Source organism: Phyllobacterium sp. 22229 (genome assembly GCF_052056495.1).
In the GTDB taxonomy this organism is placed as follows: Bacteria; Pseudomonadota; Alphaproteobacteria; order Rhizobiales; family Rhizobiaceae; genus Phyllobacterium; species Phyllobacterium myrsinacearum.
Genome location: NZ_JBQEPA010000036.1, coordinates 1 through 18,115, shown reverse-complemented (window position 1 = coordinate 18,115; position 18,115 = coordinate 1). Strand labels below are relative to the sequence as shown.

17 protein-coding genes are annotated in these 18,115 nt (G+C 57.7%); 11 read left to right on the top strand and 6 right to left on the bottom strand.

The annotated features are described in order from the left end of the window. Positions 1-65: 65 nt before the first annotated feature. Both ACTJJ7_RS27050 and ACTJJ7_RS27045 read right to left on the bottom strand, forming a co-directional pair. Positions 66-920 (bottom strand): MurR/RpiR family transcriptional regulator, encoded by an 855-nt coding sequence (locus ACTJJ7_RS27050; protein ID WP_130273078.1) that lies wholly within the window; start codon positions 918-920, stop codon positions 66-68. A 62-nt stretch (positions 921-982) separates the two neighbouring features. Then, entirely contained in the window at positions 983-2,059 is a 1,077-nt protein-coding gene (locus ACTJJ7_RS27045; RefSeq protein ID WP_105735354.1) for a polyamine ABC transporter substrate-binding protein, read from the bottom strand. Between the two features lie 159 nt (positions 2,060-2,218). On the opposite strand from ACTJJ7_RS27045, the gene ACTJJ7_RS27040 reads away from it, so the two are divergent. The 4 genes from ACTJJ7_RS27040 to ACTJJ7_RS27025 are packed head-to-tail and all read left to right on the top strand — an operon-like array spanning position 2,219 to position 6,202. Continuing rightward, positions 2,219-3,328 carry an ABC transporter ATP-binding protein gene (locus ACTJJ7_RS27040; RefSeq protein WP_440969397.1) on the top strand — a complete coding sequence of 370 codons (1,110 nt, stop codon included), beginning with the start codon at positions 2,219-2,221 and terminating at the stop codon, positions 3,326-3,328. Further along, entirely contained in the window at positions 3,325-4,224 is a 900-nt protein-coding gene (locus ACTJJ7_RS27035) for an ABC transporter permease (RefSeq protein WP_105735352.1), read from the top strand. The genes ACTJJ7_RS27040 and ACTJJ7_RS27035 overlap by 4 nt, the downstream gene beginning before the upstream one ends. 9 nt (positions 4,225-4,233) lie before the next feature. Beyond that, on the top strand, positions 4,234-5,067 hold the full coding sequence (locus ACTJJ7_RS27030) for an ABC transporter permease (RefSeq protein ID WP_440969396.1): 834 nt from the start codon (positions 4,234-4,236) through the stop codon (positions 5,065-5,067). A 16-nt stretch (positions 5,068-5,083) separates the two neighbouring features. Beyond that, entirely contained in the window at positions 5,084-6,202 is a 1,119-nt protein-coding gene (locus ACTJJ7_RS27025; protein ID WP_105735350.1) for a DmpA family aminopeptidase, read from the top strand. A gap of 10 nt (positions 6,203-6,212) precedes the next feature. Here ACTJJ7_RS27025 and ACTJJ7_RS27020 read toward each other — a convergent pair whose 3' ends face one another. Next, entirely contained in the window at positions 6,213-6,887 is a 675-nt protein-coding gene (locus ACTJJ7_RS27020; protein WP_105735436.1) for a GntR family transcriptional regulator, read from the bottom strand. 312 nt (positions 6,888-7,199) lie between these two features. Between ACTJJ7_RS27020 and ACTJJ7_RS27015 the strand changes: the two genes are divergently transcribed. The 7 genes from ACTJJ7_RS27015 to ACTJJ7_RS26985 all read left to right on the top strand — a co-directional run bounded on the left by ACTJJ7_RS27015 (position 7,200) and on the right by ACTJJ7_RS26985 (position 15,914). Beyond that, on the top strand, positions 7,200-8,318 hold the full coding sequence (locus tag ACTJJ7_RS27015) for an aminotransferase class V-fold PLP-dependent enzyme (protein WP_105735349.1): 1,119 nt from the start codon (positions 7,200-7,202) through the stop codon (positions 8,316-8,318). Positions 8,319-8,413: 95 nt separating this feature from the next. Further along, positions 8,414-9,205 (top strand): ABC transporter substrate-binding protein, encoded by a 792-nt coding sequence (locus ACTJJ7_RS27010; RefSeq protein ID WP_105735348.1) that lies wholly within the window; start codon positions 8,414-8,416, stop codon positions 9,203-9,205. 83 nt (positions 9,206-9,288) lie between these two features. After that, the gene (locus tag ACTJJ7_RS27005) at positions 9,289-9,963 is read left to right on the top strand and encodes an amino acid ABC transporter permease (RefSeq protein WP_130273075.1); all 675 of its coding nucleotides are present in this window, start codon (positions 9,289-9,291) and stop codon (positions 9,961-9,963) included. Positions 9,964-10,023: 60 nt separating this feature from the next. After that, on the top strand, positions 10,024-11,319 hold the full coding sequence (locus ACTJJ7_RS27000; RefSeq protein ID WP_440969395.1) for a cysteine desulfurase-like protein: 1,296 nt from the start codon (positions 10,024-10,026) through the stop codon (positions 11,317-11,319). A gap of 55 nt (positions 11,320-11,374) precedes the next feature. Further along, positions 11,375-12,166 carry a cyclase family protein gene (locus tag ACTJJ7_RS26995; RefSeq protein ID WP_440969394.1) on the top strand — a complete coding sequence of 264 codons (792 nt, stop codon included), beginning with the start codon at positions 11,375-11,377 and terminating at the stop codon, positions 12,164-12,166. A gap of 45 nt (positions 12,167-12,211) precedes the next feature. Then, entirely contained in the window at positions 12,212-14,365 is a 2,154-nt protein-coding gene (locus tag ACTJJ7_RS26990) for a thiamine pyrophosphate-dependent enzyme (RefSeq protein ID WP_440969393.1), read from the top strand. Then, positions 14,358-15,914, top strand: a complete 1,557-nt coding sequence (locus ACTJJ7_RS26985) for an indolepyruvate oxidoreductase subunit beta family protein (RefSeq protein WP_440969392.1) — start codon at positions 14,358-14,360, stop codon at positions 15,912-15,914. The genes ACTJJ7_RS26990 and ACTJJ7_RS26985 overlap by 8 nt, the downstream gene beginning before the upstream one ends. 33 nt (positions 15,915-15,947) lie before the next feature. Here ACTJJ7_RS26985 and ACTJJ7_RS26980 read toward each other — a convergent pair whose 3' ends face one another. The 3 genes from ACTJJ7_RS26980 to ACTJJ7_RS26970 all read right to left on the bottom strand — a co-directional run bounded on the left by ACTJJ7_RS26980 (position 15,948) and on the right by ACTJJ7_RS26970 (position 17,889). Beyond that, positions 15,948-16,361, bottom strand: coding sequence for a DoxX family protein (locus ACTJJ7_RS26980; RefSeq protein WP_440969407.1), 414 nt, complete (start codon positions 16,359-16,361; stop codon positions 15,948-15,950). Between the two features lie 67 nt (positions 16,362-16,428). Next, positions 16,429-16,839 carry a tetratricopeptide repeat protein gene (locus ACTJJ7_RS26975; protein WP_425350487.1) on the bottom strand — a complete coding sequence of 137 codons (411 nt, stop codon included), beginning with the start codon at positions 16,837-16,839 and terminating at the stop codon, positions 16,429-16,431. Positions 16,840-16,914: 75 nt separating this feature from the next. Further along, the gene (locus ACTJJ7_RS26970) at positions 16,915-17,889 is read right to left on the bottom strand and encodes an MBL fold metallo-hydrolase (RefSeq protein ID WP_440969391.1); all 975 of its coding nucleotides are present in this window, start codon (positions 17,887-17,889) and stop codon (positions 16,915-16,917) included. Positions 17,890-18,115 lie beyond the last annotated feature (226 nt).

Genomic DNA, 18,115 nt, shown 5'->3' with positions numbered 1-18,115 from the left:
CGATCTGAAAACAGCCTGGATACAGCTTTAGGATTACCGGGCGGCATTATCGAACCGGGTCAGCATCACGCCTCGAAGTCGCCGAAGCAATTCTGCAGCCTCGTCAGATTGGCCACGCGTTCATTCACCTGTTCGCCGAGGAGAACGATGACATTGCTTACCATCAAGTCCAGAACGGCGGTGATGGTTGCCGCGCCATCCCATAGTGGCCCGTGGGCGCCGGGGAGGATGAGGGCGACATCAGCCACGTCTTCCGCCCACGGACAGAACTCATCGGTCAACAGAATGACCTTGACGCCGGATTTGCGGGCCTCGATGGCCAAGGGACGTGCCTTTGCCGCGAACCGGCGCACGTCATAAAGAAACAGGCACCGGTTCTCCACGGAACCGTCGAGCAGTTCGGCATAGGTGCCGTTGAGACCATCGATGAATTCCACCCGCGGCCGCGCATAGGAAAGCTGGGCGGCGAAATACTGGGCGATGCCGCGTACATTCTGAAAAGCCGCCACATAGACCTCCTGGGCCTCGATCAGCGTCGTCACAGCCTGCCGCCATTCGGCCTTCGTTGTCAGTTCGTAGATATGGCCAAGATTGTCGATCTGCTGTTTGATAAGGCCGGCCAGCAATTCGCCATCGCGAATATCTGCCTGCAGGCCTTCGAGAGGTCCCTTGACCTGCCATGCGGGATTGCTGTTCCCGCGCCTGAGTTCATCCTTCAGCTGGTCAAGGCCTTCAAAACCCAGGCGCCGCAGATAACGGCCCACGGTCATGGGGCTGACACCGACCCTGCCGGCAATTGACCGTGCGGTTTCAAACGGCAATTCATTGATGTTGCGTTCGAGGTAGCTCGAAATCAGCTTGTCGGAATTGGATTGCCGCATCTCTTGGTGCCTGACGCGTTCCAGTATGAGCTTGCTCATGGGCGGCTCCTCCATCTTGGCCGGGTTCCGGCCAGGTTGGTCTGCTGGCCGGATAGGTCTATTTACTGCGCAGTTTTGACCCGGGTCCAGACCCGGTCGACCTGACGCAGGTTTGCGCCGAGATCTTCAAATATCTGCAGCCGCTTCATCGTCTCTGCCGTCGGGTTGATTTCCGTGCTGTTCTTGATCCTGTCCGGTGTCAATGCCCGGGCCGGGACATTGGGCGTGCCATTGGTCTGTTGGGAGACATTCAGGGCCGCAACCTCCGGCCGGGTGTAGAACTGCATGAACTTGACCGCATTGTCCTTGTTTGGCGCGCTTTTGAGCACGCACATATCTTCCTGATACATGGTGGCTCCTTCTTCCGGGATAACATAGCCCAGATCTTTTTGATTGCCGAACACGTCAACCATTGAGCCGACGAAAAAATGCGCCGCCGCAACATCGCCCGACTGCACCAACGGCCGTGAGTCATAGGTGAATGCTGCGACCTGCGGTTTCATCGCTATGATCGTATCGGCCGACTGCTGCAACTGCTTGGGATCGGTGGAATTGATAGTGTTGCCATTGAGGATGAGGCCAACCGCAAGCACTTCGCGCATATCGTCGAGCAGCGTGAACTTCAGTTTCTTCTCTTTCACCGTCGCCAGCAAATCATGCCATCCGGTGATGTCCTTGCCGAGAATCTTGCGATTGTACATGATTCCGACCGAACCCCAGGCATAGGGCAGGCAGTATTCGCCCTTTGTGTCGCTCTTGGTGCGCAGGAACGACGGATCGATATTCTTGAAGCCTTCATACTGATTGATATCGGTCTTTTGCAGAAGATCGAGCTTGGCCATGATGTCCTGCATGTGCACCGAGGGAAACACGATGTCGTATCCCGTTGCGCCGCCCTGAATCTTGGCAAGCATTTCCTCGTTCGACGAGTATGTGGCGAGATTGACCTTTATCTTGGTTTCGTCCTCGAATTTCTTCAGGACTTCGGGGTTGATGTATTCACCCCAATTATAGATGTTCAACTGATCGGCTGCGTGAACGCCCGCGCTCCAGCTGGCCAGCATGGTGCCGGTCATCACGGCAATGAATGCATGCCGGCGCACTGTGCCGAGCGCGGATGCGTAACTTTTTTGGGTCATCTTTCCGTTCTCCTCATTCGGCACCTTGTGCCTGTTCTTGGTTCCCTTGCGTGTCTCGTGCCGGCTTCTGACGAGCCGTTGACTTCACGTGCTAAATGATATCTCTATATCAGAAAGGCGCAAGAGTTATTTAAGTAACATGCCAAAGGGGAACACAAGATGCAGGATTCCATTGTTCGAATGGAGAATGCGCGAAAGTCATTTTCGCTTCCGGGAGGCCGGACGATCAATGCCTTGAACGGGATCGATCTTGACGTTCGGCGCAACGAATTTCTGACGCTGCTGGGACCATCGGGTTGTGGCAAGACGACATTGCTTCAGGCGATCAATGGATTCGTCGCGCTGGATACGGGGCGCCTCATGATCGACGGGGAGAACGTGGTCGATACGCCGCCGCATCGGCGGCCAGTCAACACGGTTTTTCAGAATTACGCCCTGTTTCCGCACATGACCGTGGGTGAGAATACCGGTTATGCGCTGGAGGTTGCCCGCGTTCCCAAGGGCGAACGCAAGCAGCGCGTCGATGCGGCTCTGCGCATGGTCGGCCTTGAAGATCTGGGAAGCCAGCGTCCGCGCCAGCTCTCGGGCGGCCAGCAGCAGCGGGTTGCCCTGGCGCGTGCCATCGTTGCCCGGCCAAAATTGCTGTTGCTTGACGAACCCCTGTCGGCGCTTGACCGCAACCTGCGCCAAGCCATGCAGATCGAATTGAAGACGCTCCAGCATGAACTGGGTATTTCATTCATTTTCGTCACGCATGACCAGGAGGAGGCCTTGACCATGTCGGATCGCATTGCGGTTCTGCAGGGCGGCACGATCCAGCAGCTCGATACACCGCGCAAGATTTATGACAAGCCAGCCAATGCCTTTGTTGCCAGCTTCATCGGCGCAAGCAACCTCTTCGAGGGAACCGTCAGCGGACAATCCGTGGTGACGGGAGAAGGCGATGTCATTCATTGCCTGCATGGTGTCGAGGCGTTCCACGGCGGCAATCCCGTGACCGCCCTGATCCGTCCCGAACAGCTCTCGCTTTCCGCAGCCGGTACGCCAGATTCTTCCATCGAAATCGAGGTCGAACAGATCGTGTTCGTCGGATCGTCATTCGAATTGTTGGGGCGCACCGCGCGGGGCCGCAAATTGTCGGCGATCATCCCGGCCGCCTATACGGCAAGGATTGCAGCGGTGGAACAGGAGCGCAAGGCAGTGCTGACCTATGATCCCGCTGCCGTCCATCTCATGCCCGGCAACGCCAAAGGAGGCGCTTCCGCATGAATCTCCAGACGCGCGACCGCCTTCAACTGGGGACATTGCTGGGCCCCTTGAGCCTGTTCCTTGCCATTTTCTTCCTTGGGCCGCTCTTCATCATGATGGTGACGAGTTTTCTGGCGCCGGGTCTTTATGGCGGCGTCGAATGGCACTTCTACCCTGACAATTTCGGGCGCATTCTCGGGTTCGCTGATCCGGCTTTTGAGGAATACGATCCGATCTATATCGCGATCTTTCTCCGGTCGATCAGAATTGCAGCCCTGACGGTCATCGTTACGCTTCTGGTGTGTTATCCCGCCGCGTTCCAGATAAGCCGGTTGTCCGAGCGCTGGAAGAATATCAGCCTGTTCCTCATCACGCTGCCATTCTTCACAAGTCTGATCGTTCGGCTTTTTGTGTGGGTTCTGCTCCTGCGGCAAACTGGTCTCATCAATGAGCTTCTGCTGAAAACAGGTCTTATCAATCGGCCGCTCGAGATGATCTATACCGACGGCGCGATCATTGTCGGCATGGTCTATATCTTCATTCCGTTCATGTTCATGCCCGTCTATGCAAGTGTCGAAAAACTTGATTGGTCGCTCGTCCGCGCATCGCAGGATCTGGGAGCGGGTCCGGTCCGAACCTTCCTGCGGATCATCCTGCCGCTCACGCTGCCCGGTATCGTCGGCGGCTCGATCATCGTGTTCATCCCCGCGCTTGGGAACTTTGTCGTCCCGGCGGTTCTGGGCGGCGCGAAGGTTCAGATGCTCGGCAACCTCATCGAACAGCAGTTTCTGTCCGCCCGAAACTGGCCGTTCGGGTCCGCGCTGGCCATGCTTGTGATGAGTGTCATGCTTGTCCTCCTGTTCTTCTATGTCCGGCAGGAAAGCCGCGGCAGCCAAATCCCTGCACCCGGCCGGTAGGAGATAATCATGAAACTCATCAGATCGATCGGACGCAGCACCCTCGCATTCTACACCGTGCTGTTCTTTGTCTTTGTTTACCTGCCACTGTTTCTGATCATCGTTTACTCCTTCAACGCCAATCCCGTGAACATGATGACGTGGTCAGGCTTTACCACGGAGTGGTACGCTCAGGTTCTCGGCTTCAAGACGACGATTTCGGAGAACGCACTCTATCTGGAATCGACGGATCAACTGCTTCAGGCGGTGCGCAACAGTTTGCTGATCGCGCTTTCAACGACGGCGGTCGCCACGCTTTTCGGCACAGCCGCCGCATTGGCGGTGCACCGTTTCCATTTCTTCGGCAAGAGGCTCTATCGCGTTCTCCTGTTCTTGCCCATGCTTATGCCGGATATCGTGCTTGGAATTGCACTGCTCATCTTCTTTGTTTCGGCCGGAATTCACCTTGGCATCGGAACCATCATCATCGGCCAGTGCACGTTTCTGATTTCGTATGTGTTCATTGTGGTTTCGGCGCGTCTTGCCGGCATGGACCGCACGCTCGAACACGCCTCGGCCGATCTTGGAGCCAATGAGTGGATGACGTTCAGGCGCGTGGTCATGCCTCAACTGATGCCGGGGATCATCGGCGGGGCACTCCTGGCATTCATCATTTCGATGGATGATCTGGTCATTACCTATTTCATCGCCGGCGTCGACGTTACGACACTGCCGATGTTCATCTTTTCCATGATGCGCCGTGGAATAAAGCCGGAAATCAATGCCATTGCGGTGATGCTGCTGATGTTCTCTGTCATCATCGCCTCTTTGGGCCTCTATTTCCGGTCCCGCCAAAAATCCTGAACGACGAGACACAATCATGACAAACGACAATAAAACTCCGCGCGCTCGTGAGCTGGGATTGCCTTTCAAGGGAAGAACCGGGCCATTCAATGCGATCACCGATGTCAGAGGCGTAAAGGTGGGGTTCGAGACGATCATCGAGAATGCGCCACGGGCAGGCCGCCAGCTGCCGGTACGCACGGGCGTGACGGCAATCATACCGCATGCCGAGGATGCCGAGCCTCCGATCGTGTATGCCGGTATCCACCGGTACAACGGAAATGGCGAGATGACCGGGTCGCATTGGATCGAGGATGGCGGCTATTTTCTAGGCCCGGTCCTGCTGACGAACACGCACAGTGTTGGGATTGCCCATCATGCCGCGATCAAGTGGATGCTTGAACGTTATCCCGATACCTATAATGCCAGAGACCTGTTGTGGGTGATGCCGGTCGTTGCGGAAACCTATGATGGCTTGCTCAATGACATCAATGGCCAGCATGTGACGGCAGAGAACGTATTTTCCGCGTTGAATTCTGCGGCCGCCGGTCCCGTTGCCGAGGGTAACAGCGGCGGGGGCACCGGAATGATCACCTATGGCTTCAAGGGCGGAACTGGAACGTCCTCCCGCGTCGTGGAAATTGGTGAAACAGAATACACGCTGGGCGTGCTGGTGCAGGCCAATCACGGCCAGCGTGACTGGCTGACGATCTGCGGCGTTCCGGTTGGACAACATCTGCGTGACGGCACGCCAGCCAGCCAGCTCAGGGAGCGCGGGTCGATCATTGTCGTCGTGGCAACCGATCTGCCGCTGGCACCGCACCAGCTTAAACGCATCGCACGCCGCTGCACCATCGGAATTGGCCGTAACGGCACGCCGGGCGGCAACAATTCAGGCGATATTTTCCTCGCCTTCTCCACGGCCAACAAACAGCCGATGCGCCACAAGTCCGGCACACACCTGCCGCTCGAGATCATCAATGACGAACAGTTTGACCCAATTTATTCGGCTGTTGTCGATTGCGTTGAAGAGGCTGTCGTCAATGCGATGCTGGCGGCGGAAAGCCTGGGGGGCACGTCATATGACCGGGTCCGGGTCGATGCGATCAATGCCAAGACGCTGGTGGATCTGCTTGCGCGGTATCAGCGTTTGTGAACGCTGCCTGCTATTTCGGGCAAAGAGCGCGCAAGACATCCTGCGTCGCGCGAATATCGGCAATGACTTCGTCCCTGGCGCGGGCGAAGTCCTTCTGCCGCAGGGCTTCGACAATGGTGGCGTGGCGTCCGGATGGTTCCGACTCGCCCGCGCGGATCAAGGGTGCCACATGGGTCGAGAGCATGCGCATGTAAGGTCCGAAACGCAGCCATAATGTCTCAATGAGCTGATTGAGGACGTCGGACCCGGAAGCCCTATATATGGTGAAATGAAATTGCTGGTTCTTGCCGATGAGCGTGTAGATATTTTCCTGGCGGCCGATTGCCCGCTGCTCCGCAACGATCTTTTCGAGAATCTCGAGATCCGCTTCCGTTAAAAGCGGGGCTCCAAGTTCCGTTGCCAAAGCTTCCACGGCAATGCGCGCACGGCAAAGGTCGTCCAGCCTTGCCACGGTAACAATGGGAACCCGTGCTGAGCCGTTCGCGGCAATCTCCAGCGCATTTTCTGCGGCAAGGCGGCGAAGCGCCTCACGCACCGGCATGTTGCTGGTGCCGAATGTCTCGGCCAATCCGGCGATGGTCAGGCTTTGAGCAGGGTCGAACTGTCCATTCATCAAGGCCTGGCGCAATTGCTGATAAACGCCGTCCTGAATGGTGGTGCGTGAAGAAACCGGCCCAAAACTCATTTCCACCTGGACATTTCCTTCTTCGCTGCGCCGGTGTGCGTTCCCCTGCATTCGGGAACAAATCCGCCGGGCTGTTCACTCTATGGCTGATAGCCTGAAACAGGTAACGATTACAATCAAGCAAAGCTGTCACGAGGCGCCATGGTCCAAGAGAGCCGAATTTTTTTGAGGCGCTCAAGGCCGCAGCACATCCGCCCGGCATCTTTCCCGCAAGCTGAATGCGCAGAACCGTTTTTGCAAGATGCAGGTGAGGGGCAATTGACGGTTTTTTAGATTTGTGATCAAATGATCACAAATTGACAAGAGGCGGGCATGTCAGGCTATTTTCTCTACCATTCGATCGGTACCTTTCCTGGCAAGGCAGCCGCCGTGAGCACCGCGCTGACGGCATTTTCACAGGTATGGTGTGCGGAAAATGACGGGCAGTGGCCTGCGGCACTTGCCGCGCGGCAGCGGTTCATGGATGCATGGGCCGGACTGATCGGCGCACCGGCAGGCTCGCTGACAACGGCTGAGAACGTGACGGCCGCCCTGTACAGCCTGATTGGCGGTCTTCCCAAAACCGCACTTTCCGGGCGCCGTTTCCTCATTGCCGAAGACTGCTTTCCGAGTCTGCATTTCATGCTGGCGAAGATTGCCGGCCGTTTTGGTTTTGTCCTCGATACCGTGCCGCTGCGGCCGGGGGAAAAATGGGTTCGCGATGACGATATGCTTGCACGCTGGCAGGACGACGTCGGCGTCGCGCTGCTGACATTCGTTACCTCCACTGCCTCACACCGTTGCGATATCGGGCGGCTGGCACAGCACGGACGCCGCATGGGCACGATTGTCGGTGCCGATATCACGCAGGGCGTCGGCGTCGCACCCTTCTCGCTCACGGCAAACAATGTGGATTTTGTCGTCTCCACCTCGCTCAAATGGCTTTGCGGAACCTCAGGTGCCGGTATTCTGCAGGTAAGGCCGGAGCTGCTTGCCGATTGCGAGCCGGAACTTCGCGGCTGGTTCAGTCAGGAAAACCCTTTCTCCTGGGACCTGAACCGCTTTTCCTACGCATCGGATGCCCGCCGCTTTGATCATGGGACGCCAGCCATATTGGCGTCTGTAGCATCCCTGCCGGGCCTTGAATGGGCAATCGGCACGGGCGTCGATGCCATCGCCGCCCAGAATGCTGCCCTGACCAGCCTTATTGTAGAACAGTCATTGGAAAACGGCTGGTCCCTCGGCTCGCCTCTGGATCAGGGCAGGCGAGGCGGGAGCGTCATGCTTTCATTGCCGGAGACTATTGATGCGGCCCGTCTTGTTTCGGTCTTGCGCGAGCAAAGCCTGTATTGTGATGCACGCGGATCGACCCTGCGTCTTTCCCCAGGATTTGCGACGAGCCGCAGCAACGTTGATGAGCTGTGCCATTCGCTCAAGCGGATGATCCAATGACATGAACACCCGATGGAGACCATGACGCCCGAATGAAGATGAGGGCATGAGCCTGAGAGAAGACAACTGAAACGGTAAAAACAGAGGGAAACAAAATGCTGAACCGTTCACGTCTAATGGGAATCCTTGTTGCAGCAAGTTTTTTTGCGGCCGCCTCGGCGAGCGCTGAATCAATCGTTGTCGGAGCCTATCCGGCAAACCCGCCATGGGAATACAAGACAGCATCCGGCGATTTCGAAGGATATGAAATCGATGTGGTGCGCGAGGTCGCCAAACGCCTCAACCTGACCGCCGATATCCAGGATATGGGATTTCAGGCGCTGTTTGCGGCGACGAATTCCGGCCGCATCGATTTTGCTATTTCCTCGATTTCGATCACGAATGAGCGGCTGAAGAATCAGTCTTTCACGCAGCCCTATTATGACAGCGATGGCACTGTGGTCGGGAAATCCGGCTCGGCGCTCAAGTCACTCGATGGGCTGAAGGGAAAGACCATTGGCGTGGTGGCCGGATCGACCGGGGATGCCTGGGCAAAGGCCAATTCCCAGAAACTCGGGATCACCGAAGTCAAGAGTTACAACACGCAGCAAGACCTCCTTATGGAAGTACAAAATGGGCGGATTGACGGGGGCGCAGGCGAACTTGCCGGCTTTCAATATGCCATGACAAAAATGCCGGGACTGCAGATACTGGTGCGCATTCCCACCGGCGAGCGTTTTGCGATGATGGCAAAGAAAACGAGCCCGCTGATCGAGAAGGTCAACGAGACGATTTCCGCGATGAAAACCGATGGCACGATGGCTGGAATTCATACGAAATGGTTCGGCACCGCGCCGGAGCCGGGCACCAGCACCCTGACCGTATTGCCTGTTCCAAAGGCTCAATAGCGATTGGCATTCTCTGGCCGGCATTGCGCCGGCCAGCACAACCGCGTGCTGACCAGAGGCCTCTTCAAGGCGCAGGTAACCCGATGGAACTGATCAATACCTTCTTCAACTGGGAAATACTGGTTGAGTCATTCCCGATCCTGTTGCGCGGGCTCGGTAACACCATCTTTCTGGGATGCGCGGCCATTGTCTTCGGCTGCGCAGGCGGCCTTGTCCTGTGCCTGATGCGGCTTTATGGGCCACGCTCGCTGAAATATACGGCGGTCTTCTATATCGATATTTTCCGCGCCCTGCCCATATTGGTCATTCTCATCCTGATCTATTACGCGCTGCCTCTAGCGGGCATCCGCTTCACATCGTTCACATCCGCCACGATTGCCTTGTCCATGGTGCTGGCGGCTTTCACCGCCGAAGTGTGCCGTGCCGGCATCGAGAACATCCCGCGCGGGCAGTTCGAAGCGGCATCTGCGCTCGGTCTGCCTTTCTGGGTCACCATGCACAAGGTCATACTTCCGCAGGCAATCAAGATCGTCATTCCGCCGCTCACCAGCAATTGCGTGTCGATCTACAAGGATACGTCACTCGCTTCCGTCGTTGCCATGCCGGACCTTCTGAAGCAGGCGACCGATGCTCAGGCCCTCATGGCCAATCCGACACCTCTGGTCGGAGCAGCCATCATCTATCTTGCATTCCTTTGGCCGCTCGTGCGGCTGGTCAGTCACCTTGAGGAACGCAGCAAGCAGCAGCGCTCGCGATAAGCAAGCGACATCAACAACTCGACACATCGGCACAGCCGCCGAACATCAAGGGAATCCGTCATGCCCCATACCAACGAAATTGAGTTTCCGGTCAGCACTGTGCGATCGATGTTTCCCGCCTTGCAGAAGGCCGGTGAATTCATTTTCTTCGACAACGCGGCCGGGGCTCAGATCCCGCAAAGCGTGCTTGATGCCGTTCAATCGCATCTGGTCGACTTCAATGTTCAACGCGGCGGCCGTTATGGGCGCAGCGTGCAGGTCGACAAGGCCGTTGCCGACGCGCGGGAAAGTGTGGCGCTGCTGATCAATGCGCGCGACCCGCAGGAAGTCTGTTTCGGGATGAATGCGACGTCCTTCATTCGTCTGGTCAGCCTCGGCATCGGCCAGATGCTGGGTGAACGCGATGAAATCATCGTCACCGACATGGATCACGATGCCAACATCGCTACCTGGCTGGCGCTGGAGTCCGCCGGGGCAAAATTCGTCTGGTGGCGCATGCGCGAAGATGGAAACCTGCATGTTGACGACCTTGTGCCACTGGTGACCAGTCGCACCCGGCTCGTGGCCTGCACCGTTACCGCCCATTCGATCGGGTCGATCGTCGATGTCGCGTCGGTTGCCAGAGTTGCGCATGCGGCGGGCGCGGAAGTGTTCCTCGATTGCGTGCATTACGGGCCGCATGGGTTGATCGACGTCCAGGCGTGGGATTGTGATTACCTCGTCTGTTCCGGCTACAAGAATTTTTCCCCGCATATGGGCTTTCTCTGGGGGCGCTTCGAAACGCTGAAGCGCTTGCCGACGTTTCGCGAGGATTTCATTCCCGATGTGCCGCCCCACAAGATCGAGGCTGGAACATTTATCTACGAGAATGTTTCGGGAATGGATGCCGCGGTCCGGTATCTCGAATCCGTCGGCCGCAATTTCGCTCCATCCAACAACAGGCAGCGCCGTGACAACATCGTCGCCGGCATGAACAAAATCCGCGCCTATGAACTTCAGCTCGCGGCCGAGATGTTGCGCGTGCTCAAGGATTGCGGCGCAACGATTTACGGCATTGACGACATGGCGCGTATCGATCAGCGGGTTCCGACCTTCTGTTTCAATATTGGCGATCTGTCGCCGAAGCTCGTCACCGAAGAAATGTCCGGCATGATGATCGGCATCCGCGACGGCCATATGTATGCACCGCGCCTGATGAAGCGGCTGAATCTGAGCATGGACAGCGGCGCAGTTAGGCTCTCCCTCGTTCACTACAATACGATGGAGGAAATTCACCGGTTCGAGAAAGCGCTCCACATCCTGATCGAGCGTCATGGAGCGCAATCACAAGGTGCAAAGACGGCCATTGCGCGGTAGCATCGACAGCGGGAACAGCGACTGAAAGAGCGCGGAAAACGAGAGGAACATTTCAATGAAAACCAACGAATTGCTTGGCCAATTGGCTGAACTGCTGCTGTCCGGCGGTGTGGAGGTCGTCGACCTCGCAGCGGAACTCAGTCCGCAAACGCCCCTGATCAAATTGCCGCCGGAACTCGCCGTAGACACGCCAAAGATCGAGATTCACGAGATATCGGCCTATGACAAGAATGGTCCTTTGTGGGCGTGGAACTGGCTGAAACTCGGCGAGCATTCCGGTACGCATTTTGATGCGCCGCGGCATTGGATCACCGGTAAGGATTACGCCGACGGGTCGACCGATACCATCGCGGTCAAAAACTTTGTCGCGCCCGTCAATGTCATCGACTGTTCAAGGGAAGCGGCTGAAAATCACGATTTCCTTCTGACCGCCGATCATGTGAAGGCATGGGAGGAAAAGCATGGCGCCATCCGCCCCGGCGAGTGGGTCGTGATGCGCACGGACTGGTACAAGCGCAATGCCTCGGAGGCTGATTTCCTCAATGCCAACGAGACGGGTCCGCATACACCGGGACCAACCGCCGAAGCCATTCAGTACATCATTGCGACCGGCGCAATCGGCTGGGGCAGCGAGACCATTGGCACCGATGCGGGCCAGGCCGGCGGCATGACCCCGCCGTTTCCGGCGCACAGCCTGATGCATCAGGCCAACCGCTATGGCCTTGCCAGCCTATGCAATCTGGACCGTTTGCCGGCAAAGGGCGCGATCCTCATCGCCGCGCCGCTGAAGATCAAGAATGGCACCGGCAGCCCGACCCGCGTGCTGGCGCTCATACCCAAGGCGTAGAAATGGCGGCGCGCGGACTGGCAATCTGATACAGGAGAACTTCCGATGGCTGAACGGTCCTTTGCAAAAGAAGTGGAGAAACTTCGGCTCGGCGCGGGCGAAGAGTTCTCCGGTGAGGGCATTCTTGCGATCACCAAGGCATTGCTCCAATGCGGTGTCGGTTATGTCGGCGGTTATCAGGGAGCCCCGATCAGTCACCTGATGGACGTTCTTGCCGATGCGCAGGATATCCTGGGTGAGTTGGGGGTGCATTTCGAGGCAAGTGCGTCCGAAGCCACGGCGACGGCAATGCTTGCGGCCTCGGTGCATTATCCCATTCGGGGCGCAGCAACCTTCAAATCCACTGTCGGTACCAATGTGGCCTCCGACGCCCTTGCCAATCTGGCGTCGGGTGGCGTGACGGGCGGTGCACTGATCATCGTCGGCGAAGATTATGGCGAGGGGTCCTCGATCATGCAGGAACGCAGCCATGCTTTCGCGATGAAAAGCCAGGTCTGGCTGCTGGATCCGCGCCCCAATCTTCCATCGATCGTAAAATCGGTGGAGGATGGTTTCGAGCTTTCCGAAGCCTCCAATACGCCGGTCATGTTGCAGGTGCGCATTCGCTGCTGCCATGTCCACGGGCAATTCACTGCCAAGGACAATCAACGCCCCCGGATGACTGTGGCAGATGCGCTGGATGCGCCGCGGCGGGATACCAAGCGCATTGTTCTTCCGCCGGCTTCCTTTTTGCATGAGAAGGAGAAGGTGGAGAAGCGCTGGCCGGCGGCCGTGGAATTTATCCGTTCGCGCAAGATCAATGAGGTCTTTGGTCCGGATATCGCGCGGGTCGGAATCGTGCTGCAGGGCGGCATGTACAACGGTGTTGTCCGTGCCTTGCAGCGCCTTGGTCTTGCCGATCTCTATGGCGAGACCCGCGTGCCGCTTTATGTACTGAATGCCGTTTATCCCTTGGTTGAAGATGAATTCCTGAATTTCTGCGACGGCAAGGATGCGGTTCTGGTCATTGAAGAAGGTCAGCCGAACTATATCGAGCAGGCATTCGCGTCCATGCTGCACAAGGCCGGTCACACGACGCGGGTCATCGGCAAGGAAGTCATGCCGATGGCCGGAGAATATACGGGCCAGGTGATGCTCGATGGCATCGGCACGTTTCTGCGCGAGCGTGCATCGCAGCTGCTGCCCGCTCACATACGGGCACCCAACACCACGGATATTTCCCAGGACATGTCCGACCTGGCCGCTATCGTGCCGGGCCGGCCGCCCGGCTTTTGCACCGGCTGTCCGGAACGGCCCATCTTCGCCGCAACCAAACTGATCGAGCAGGAACTTGGGCCGCACCACATCGCATCGGATATCGGCTGTCACTTGTTTTCGATCATGCCGCCATTCGAGCTTGGGGCAACGACGATGGGCTACGGATTGGGCCCGGCTTCGGCTTCCGCCTTCAATTCTCCGGACGCCAGGCGCCGTTCGATCTCGTTTGTCGGTGATGGCGGGTTCTGGCACAATGGTCTGACCTCGTCCATTGGCAACGCTGTCTTCAACCGCAATGACGGCGTCATTGTTATCGTCGACAATTATTATTCCGCAGCGACCGGCGGTCAGGACATTCTCTCGTCGCGTGCCAGCAACCGGTCGAAATCAACGAAGCATCCGATCGCCGAGGCCGTAAAAGGCATGGGTGTCAAATGGGTTCGTCACATTGAAAATACCTATGATGTCAACGGGATGCGCAATACCTTGCGCGAAGCTCTGTCCACGCCTGACACCGGCCCGAAGGTTATCATTGCATCGTCCGAGTGCATGCTGAACCGGCAACGCCGGGAAAAACCTCTGATAGACACGGCGATCAAAGCGGGTCAGACCGTCGTCAAGCCGAAATTCGGCATCGATGAAGATATCTGCACCGGTGACCATGCCTGTATGCGGCTGTCCGGTTGCCCGTCACTGTCGGTAAAAACACTGGATGATCCGCTCAGGGATGATCCAGTGGCCCATATTGACCAAAGCTGCGTTGGTTGCGGCAATTGCGGGGAGGTGGCGGATGCCGCCGTGCTGTGCCCATCGTTCTACAGGGCTGACGTGGTTCACAATCCAGATCCGTGGCGGCAGTTTGCCGACAGGCTGCGCCGGAAGATGATCAGAGCGCTGCAAAACAGGCGCGAAAAGCGGCGGCTGGAGTTTTTGGATGCGTGACATGACTGGTTCATCGGCCGCCGGCCCCCTCGAGGAGGACACCGGCGCGATCATAAAACTTGCCATATTGGCGGTTGGCGGCCAGGGCGGCGGTGTGCTGGCCGACTGGATCACTGCCGTTGCCGAACACAATGGCTACCGGGCGCAATCCACATCGGTGGCAGGTGTCGCGCAGCGCACCGGCGCGACCATTTACTATGTCGAGATGTGCCGGGATACCGGCCGCATGCCAGTCTTTGCCCTGGCGCCGGCTCAAGGGGATGTGGACATCCTGATTGCGGCGGAGCTGATGGAGGCGGGACGCGCCGTCATGCGGGGGTTCGTCACGCCAAACCGCACGACACTGATTGCATCTTCCCACCGCATCGCTGCGGTTTCGGAGAAGATCGAGCCCGGCGACGGGCGGGCGCCGTCGGATCAGGTGATGGCAACGATGAAGAATGCGGCGCGGCATCTCGTTTGTCTTGATCTCGAAAAAGTCGCGCTTGAGGCGGGATCAATGATCTCGGCAAGCCTGTTCGGCGCACTGGCCGCATCGGGTGCGTTACCATTTGACCGCGAGAGCTATGCGAGCATCCTCAATGGTTCGGGCCGGGGGGCAGCTGCCAGCTTGCGGGCGTTTGCAGCGGCCTATGACCAAACCAGCAAGGCAGGCCAGGCCGAGCCGGCAGCGGCGTCAGAAGCGCGGCCCACAGGGAAACAGGCAAAGGGACCCGCCCGGCTTCTCGCGCAGTGGCAACAGCTCAATGTGCGTATCGCGGCTTATCCGATGCCCGTTCAGGATATGGCGCTGCGCGGATTGCGCAAAGTCACGGATTATCAGGACCTTGCCTATGGGGCTGAATATCTCGACCGTCTGGATATGGCCGTCAAGGCGGACCTTGCGGCGGAAACCTGCGCATTGTCGATTGCCGCTGCAAAGCATCTTGCCAATGCCATGTGCTATGACGACATGATCCGGGTGGCTGATCTGAAAACGCGATCCAAACGGAATGGCCGCGTTCGCGCCGAAGTCGGCATCAATGACGCGGCAGTACTGCAACTGACCGAGTATTTTCATCCGCGTGCGGAAGAATTCTGCGGCACGCTGCCGCTCTCTCTCGGTCGCTACATCGAAAAGCGGCCAAAACTCTTTGCCTGGGTGGACCGGCGCATCAATCGCGGCCGGCATATCCGGACGGACAGCATGTCGGGCTTCGCCATGCTCTGGTGCGTTGGCGGCCTGCGCCGCTGGCGCCGCTCGCTTCTGCGCCATCACGTAGAAATGGATCATCTCCAACGCTGGTATAAGCTTGCGCTCGACCGCGCGGGGGAAGACTACGCACTTGGTGTTGAAATCATCCATTGCCGCCGGTTGATCAAGGGGTACAGCGATACGCATGTACGCGGGCAGTCGAAATTTGATCGTGTGCTCTCAAGCCTTGATGATTTGAGGGGGCGTGCCGATGCTGCTGATTGGATCAGGCGTCTGCGCGAGGCGGCACTCAAGGACGAGAAGGGAACTGCGCTCGACGGCGCACTGAAAACCATTGCATCTTTCAGCCGCTGAGCCGCAGTCGTCAAGGCGGGGGCCCGGACACAGTCAGCTCTGTAGCGGCTGCGGCCGCAACAAATTATCAACGGACAGCTTCCCGGCGCCGCCAACGACCAGGGCAAACATGCCACCCGCAATGGCAAGGTCCTTTTCGAAATGCAGCAGCTCGTTCTGGTTGGCGAAATTGGTGTGGAACAGCAGCGCCGTCAGCAGGCAGAATATCCCCAGTGCCAAAGCGCCGAGACGGGCGTAAAAGCCAAAAGCGATGGATAGGCCAGCGCCGATCTGAAGGGCGACGGTCGCCAGGGCAAGCGGTGCATTCACACCGAGCTTTGCCATGACTGCAATTGTTCCATCCAGATTTGCGGCCAGCGTGAAACCCTCGTGCAGGAATATCCAGGCCAGCAACAGCCGGCTGAACAGCATCAAAACATCGGCGAGATGCGTGCCTTTTGCCATCATGTTCACGACGTTTTCTCCCTTTGGACTTGCGGAAAAGGCGGGCGGCGCCCGGCCGCCCGCCTTTGCGTTATTTGGTACCGTTTGAGGCAATGAATTTTTGCAGGTCTTCAAGTTCTTCGCAGCCATTGGGACAAAGCCGTGTCAGCGACGCCACTTGCTCGTTTGCCTTGTCCATTTTCCCGGTCTCAACGTAAAGTTCACCGAGATATTCGCGGGCGGCCTTGTGATCGGGCTGGAGCTCCAGGGCCTTGGTATAGTAGGTCAGAGATGTCTCGAAATCACCGGTCTTGCGCAGTGTGTAGCCGAGAAGGTTGTAGACGTCGGCCTGTGGACTGTCTTCGGCCAGCCCTCGCAGCTCCTCCAAAGCGCCGGCATAATTTTTTGCTGCGATCTTTGCGCGCGCCGATGTCAGATCCGGAGCACCCGCCGTCTCCATGTTGTCCACGGCGTAGGCAGGGGCGACTACAGTGCCTGGCATAAGGGTTGCGGCAGTGACAAGGCTTACAAAGCCGATGAATGCATTCTTGATCATGATCCTGTCTCCTCTGTGTTTCTAAGCTTGAACGGTGGCCGTGAAGCCATAGGCATTGCCGTCCTTGACGAAGGTGCCCGAGCCGGGGAATGGAAAATGTGAACCGCAGATCCGTATTTTGTCGGCGATCACACGATCGATAAGCTTGCGGCGGGTGGTGATGGCGGTCGGGCCATCCTGATCGTAGCTGCCTTGCCATTCCGGGTGGGGTGCAAGCAGGGCAGGCACGTACATCGTGTCAGCCGAGACAAGCAATTGCTCGTTGCCGGAGGCGACAAGGAAAGTGGAATGTCCGGGTGTATGCCCGGGGGCCGCAATCAAATGTATGCCGGGGACGACTTCCGCGCCATCCTTGACCAGATGCCAGTTCTTCCATGTCGGGAAAACCTGGGCAATGCGCTTGCCGGCCGGTTTGCGGCCTTCCGCCAGCTTGTCTACGCGTCCCGGTTCGGTCCACCAGTTGTATTCGGTCTCGTTCACGACCAGTTCGGCATTCGGAAACACCGGGGCATTCGTTTCCTTTTCCATCAGTCCCCACACATGATCGGGGTGGAAATGGGAGATGATGACGGTGTCGATCTTTGTATGATCTATTCCGGCCGCCTGCATGTTCGCCGGCAGATGGGTGGCATTCGCCTGCCACTGGCCAACGCCGGAGCCTGCGTCCATCATCACCAGCCGGTCACCGATTTTGAGCACGACGACAGTCAGCGGAATTGGCATGAATTCAGTGGTCAGGCCCGCCTTTGCCAGGGCCTGCTTGGTCTCATCGACAGACGCATTTTTGATGAATGCCGGGTCATGGGGTTTGCGCCAGATGCCGTCATAGACGGCGGTGATCTCGACCGATCCGACCTTGTATTTGTAGAAGCCCACGGACGGTTCGACTGGTGTTTCAGCCCATGCCGGCGGGATAAATTCGAGTTGCCTGGAAAGCCCGAAGGCCGCCGCAGCGGCCGCGGATCCGAGAACGGCGCGACGTGTGATGTCGAACATTGGAATTCTCCTTCAATGGAAAGCTCTAGCCAAACGGAGAACATGGTTCGAACTGCCTCCGCTGATGAAATAGATTGAGATCAGCAGTCGTTTATTCGCATTGGCCGCGGGTTTTTATGCAAGGCATTGAAAATACTGCGGTAATTCTAACAAGCAGGAGCTGCGCAAGGCGCCGTAAAACGGTGTAAGATGAGCATTCTGCGCCAGCGGCGAAATAATTTGCGGG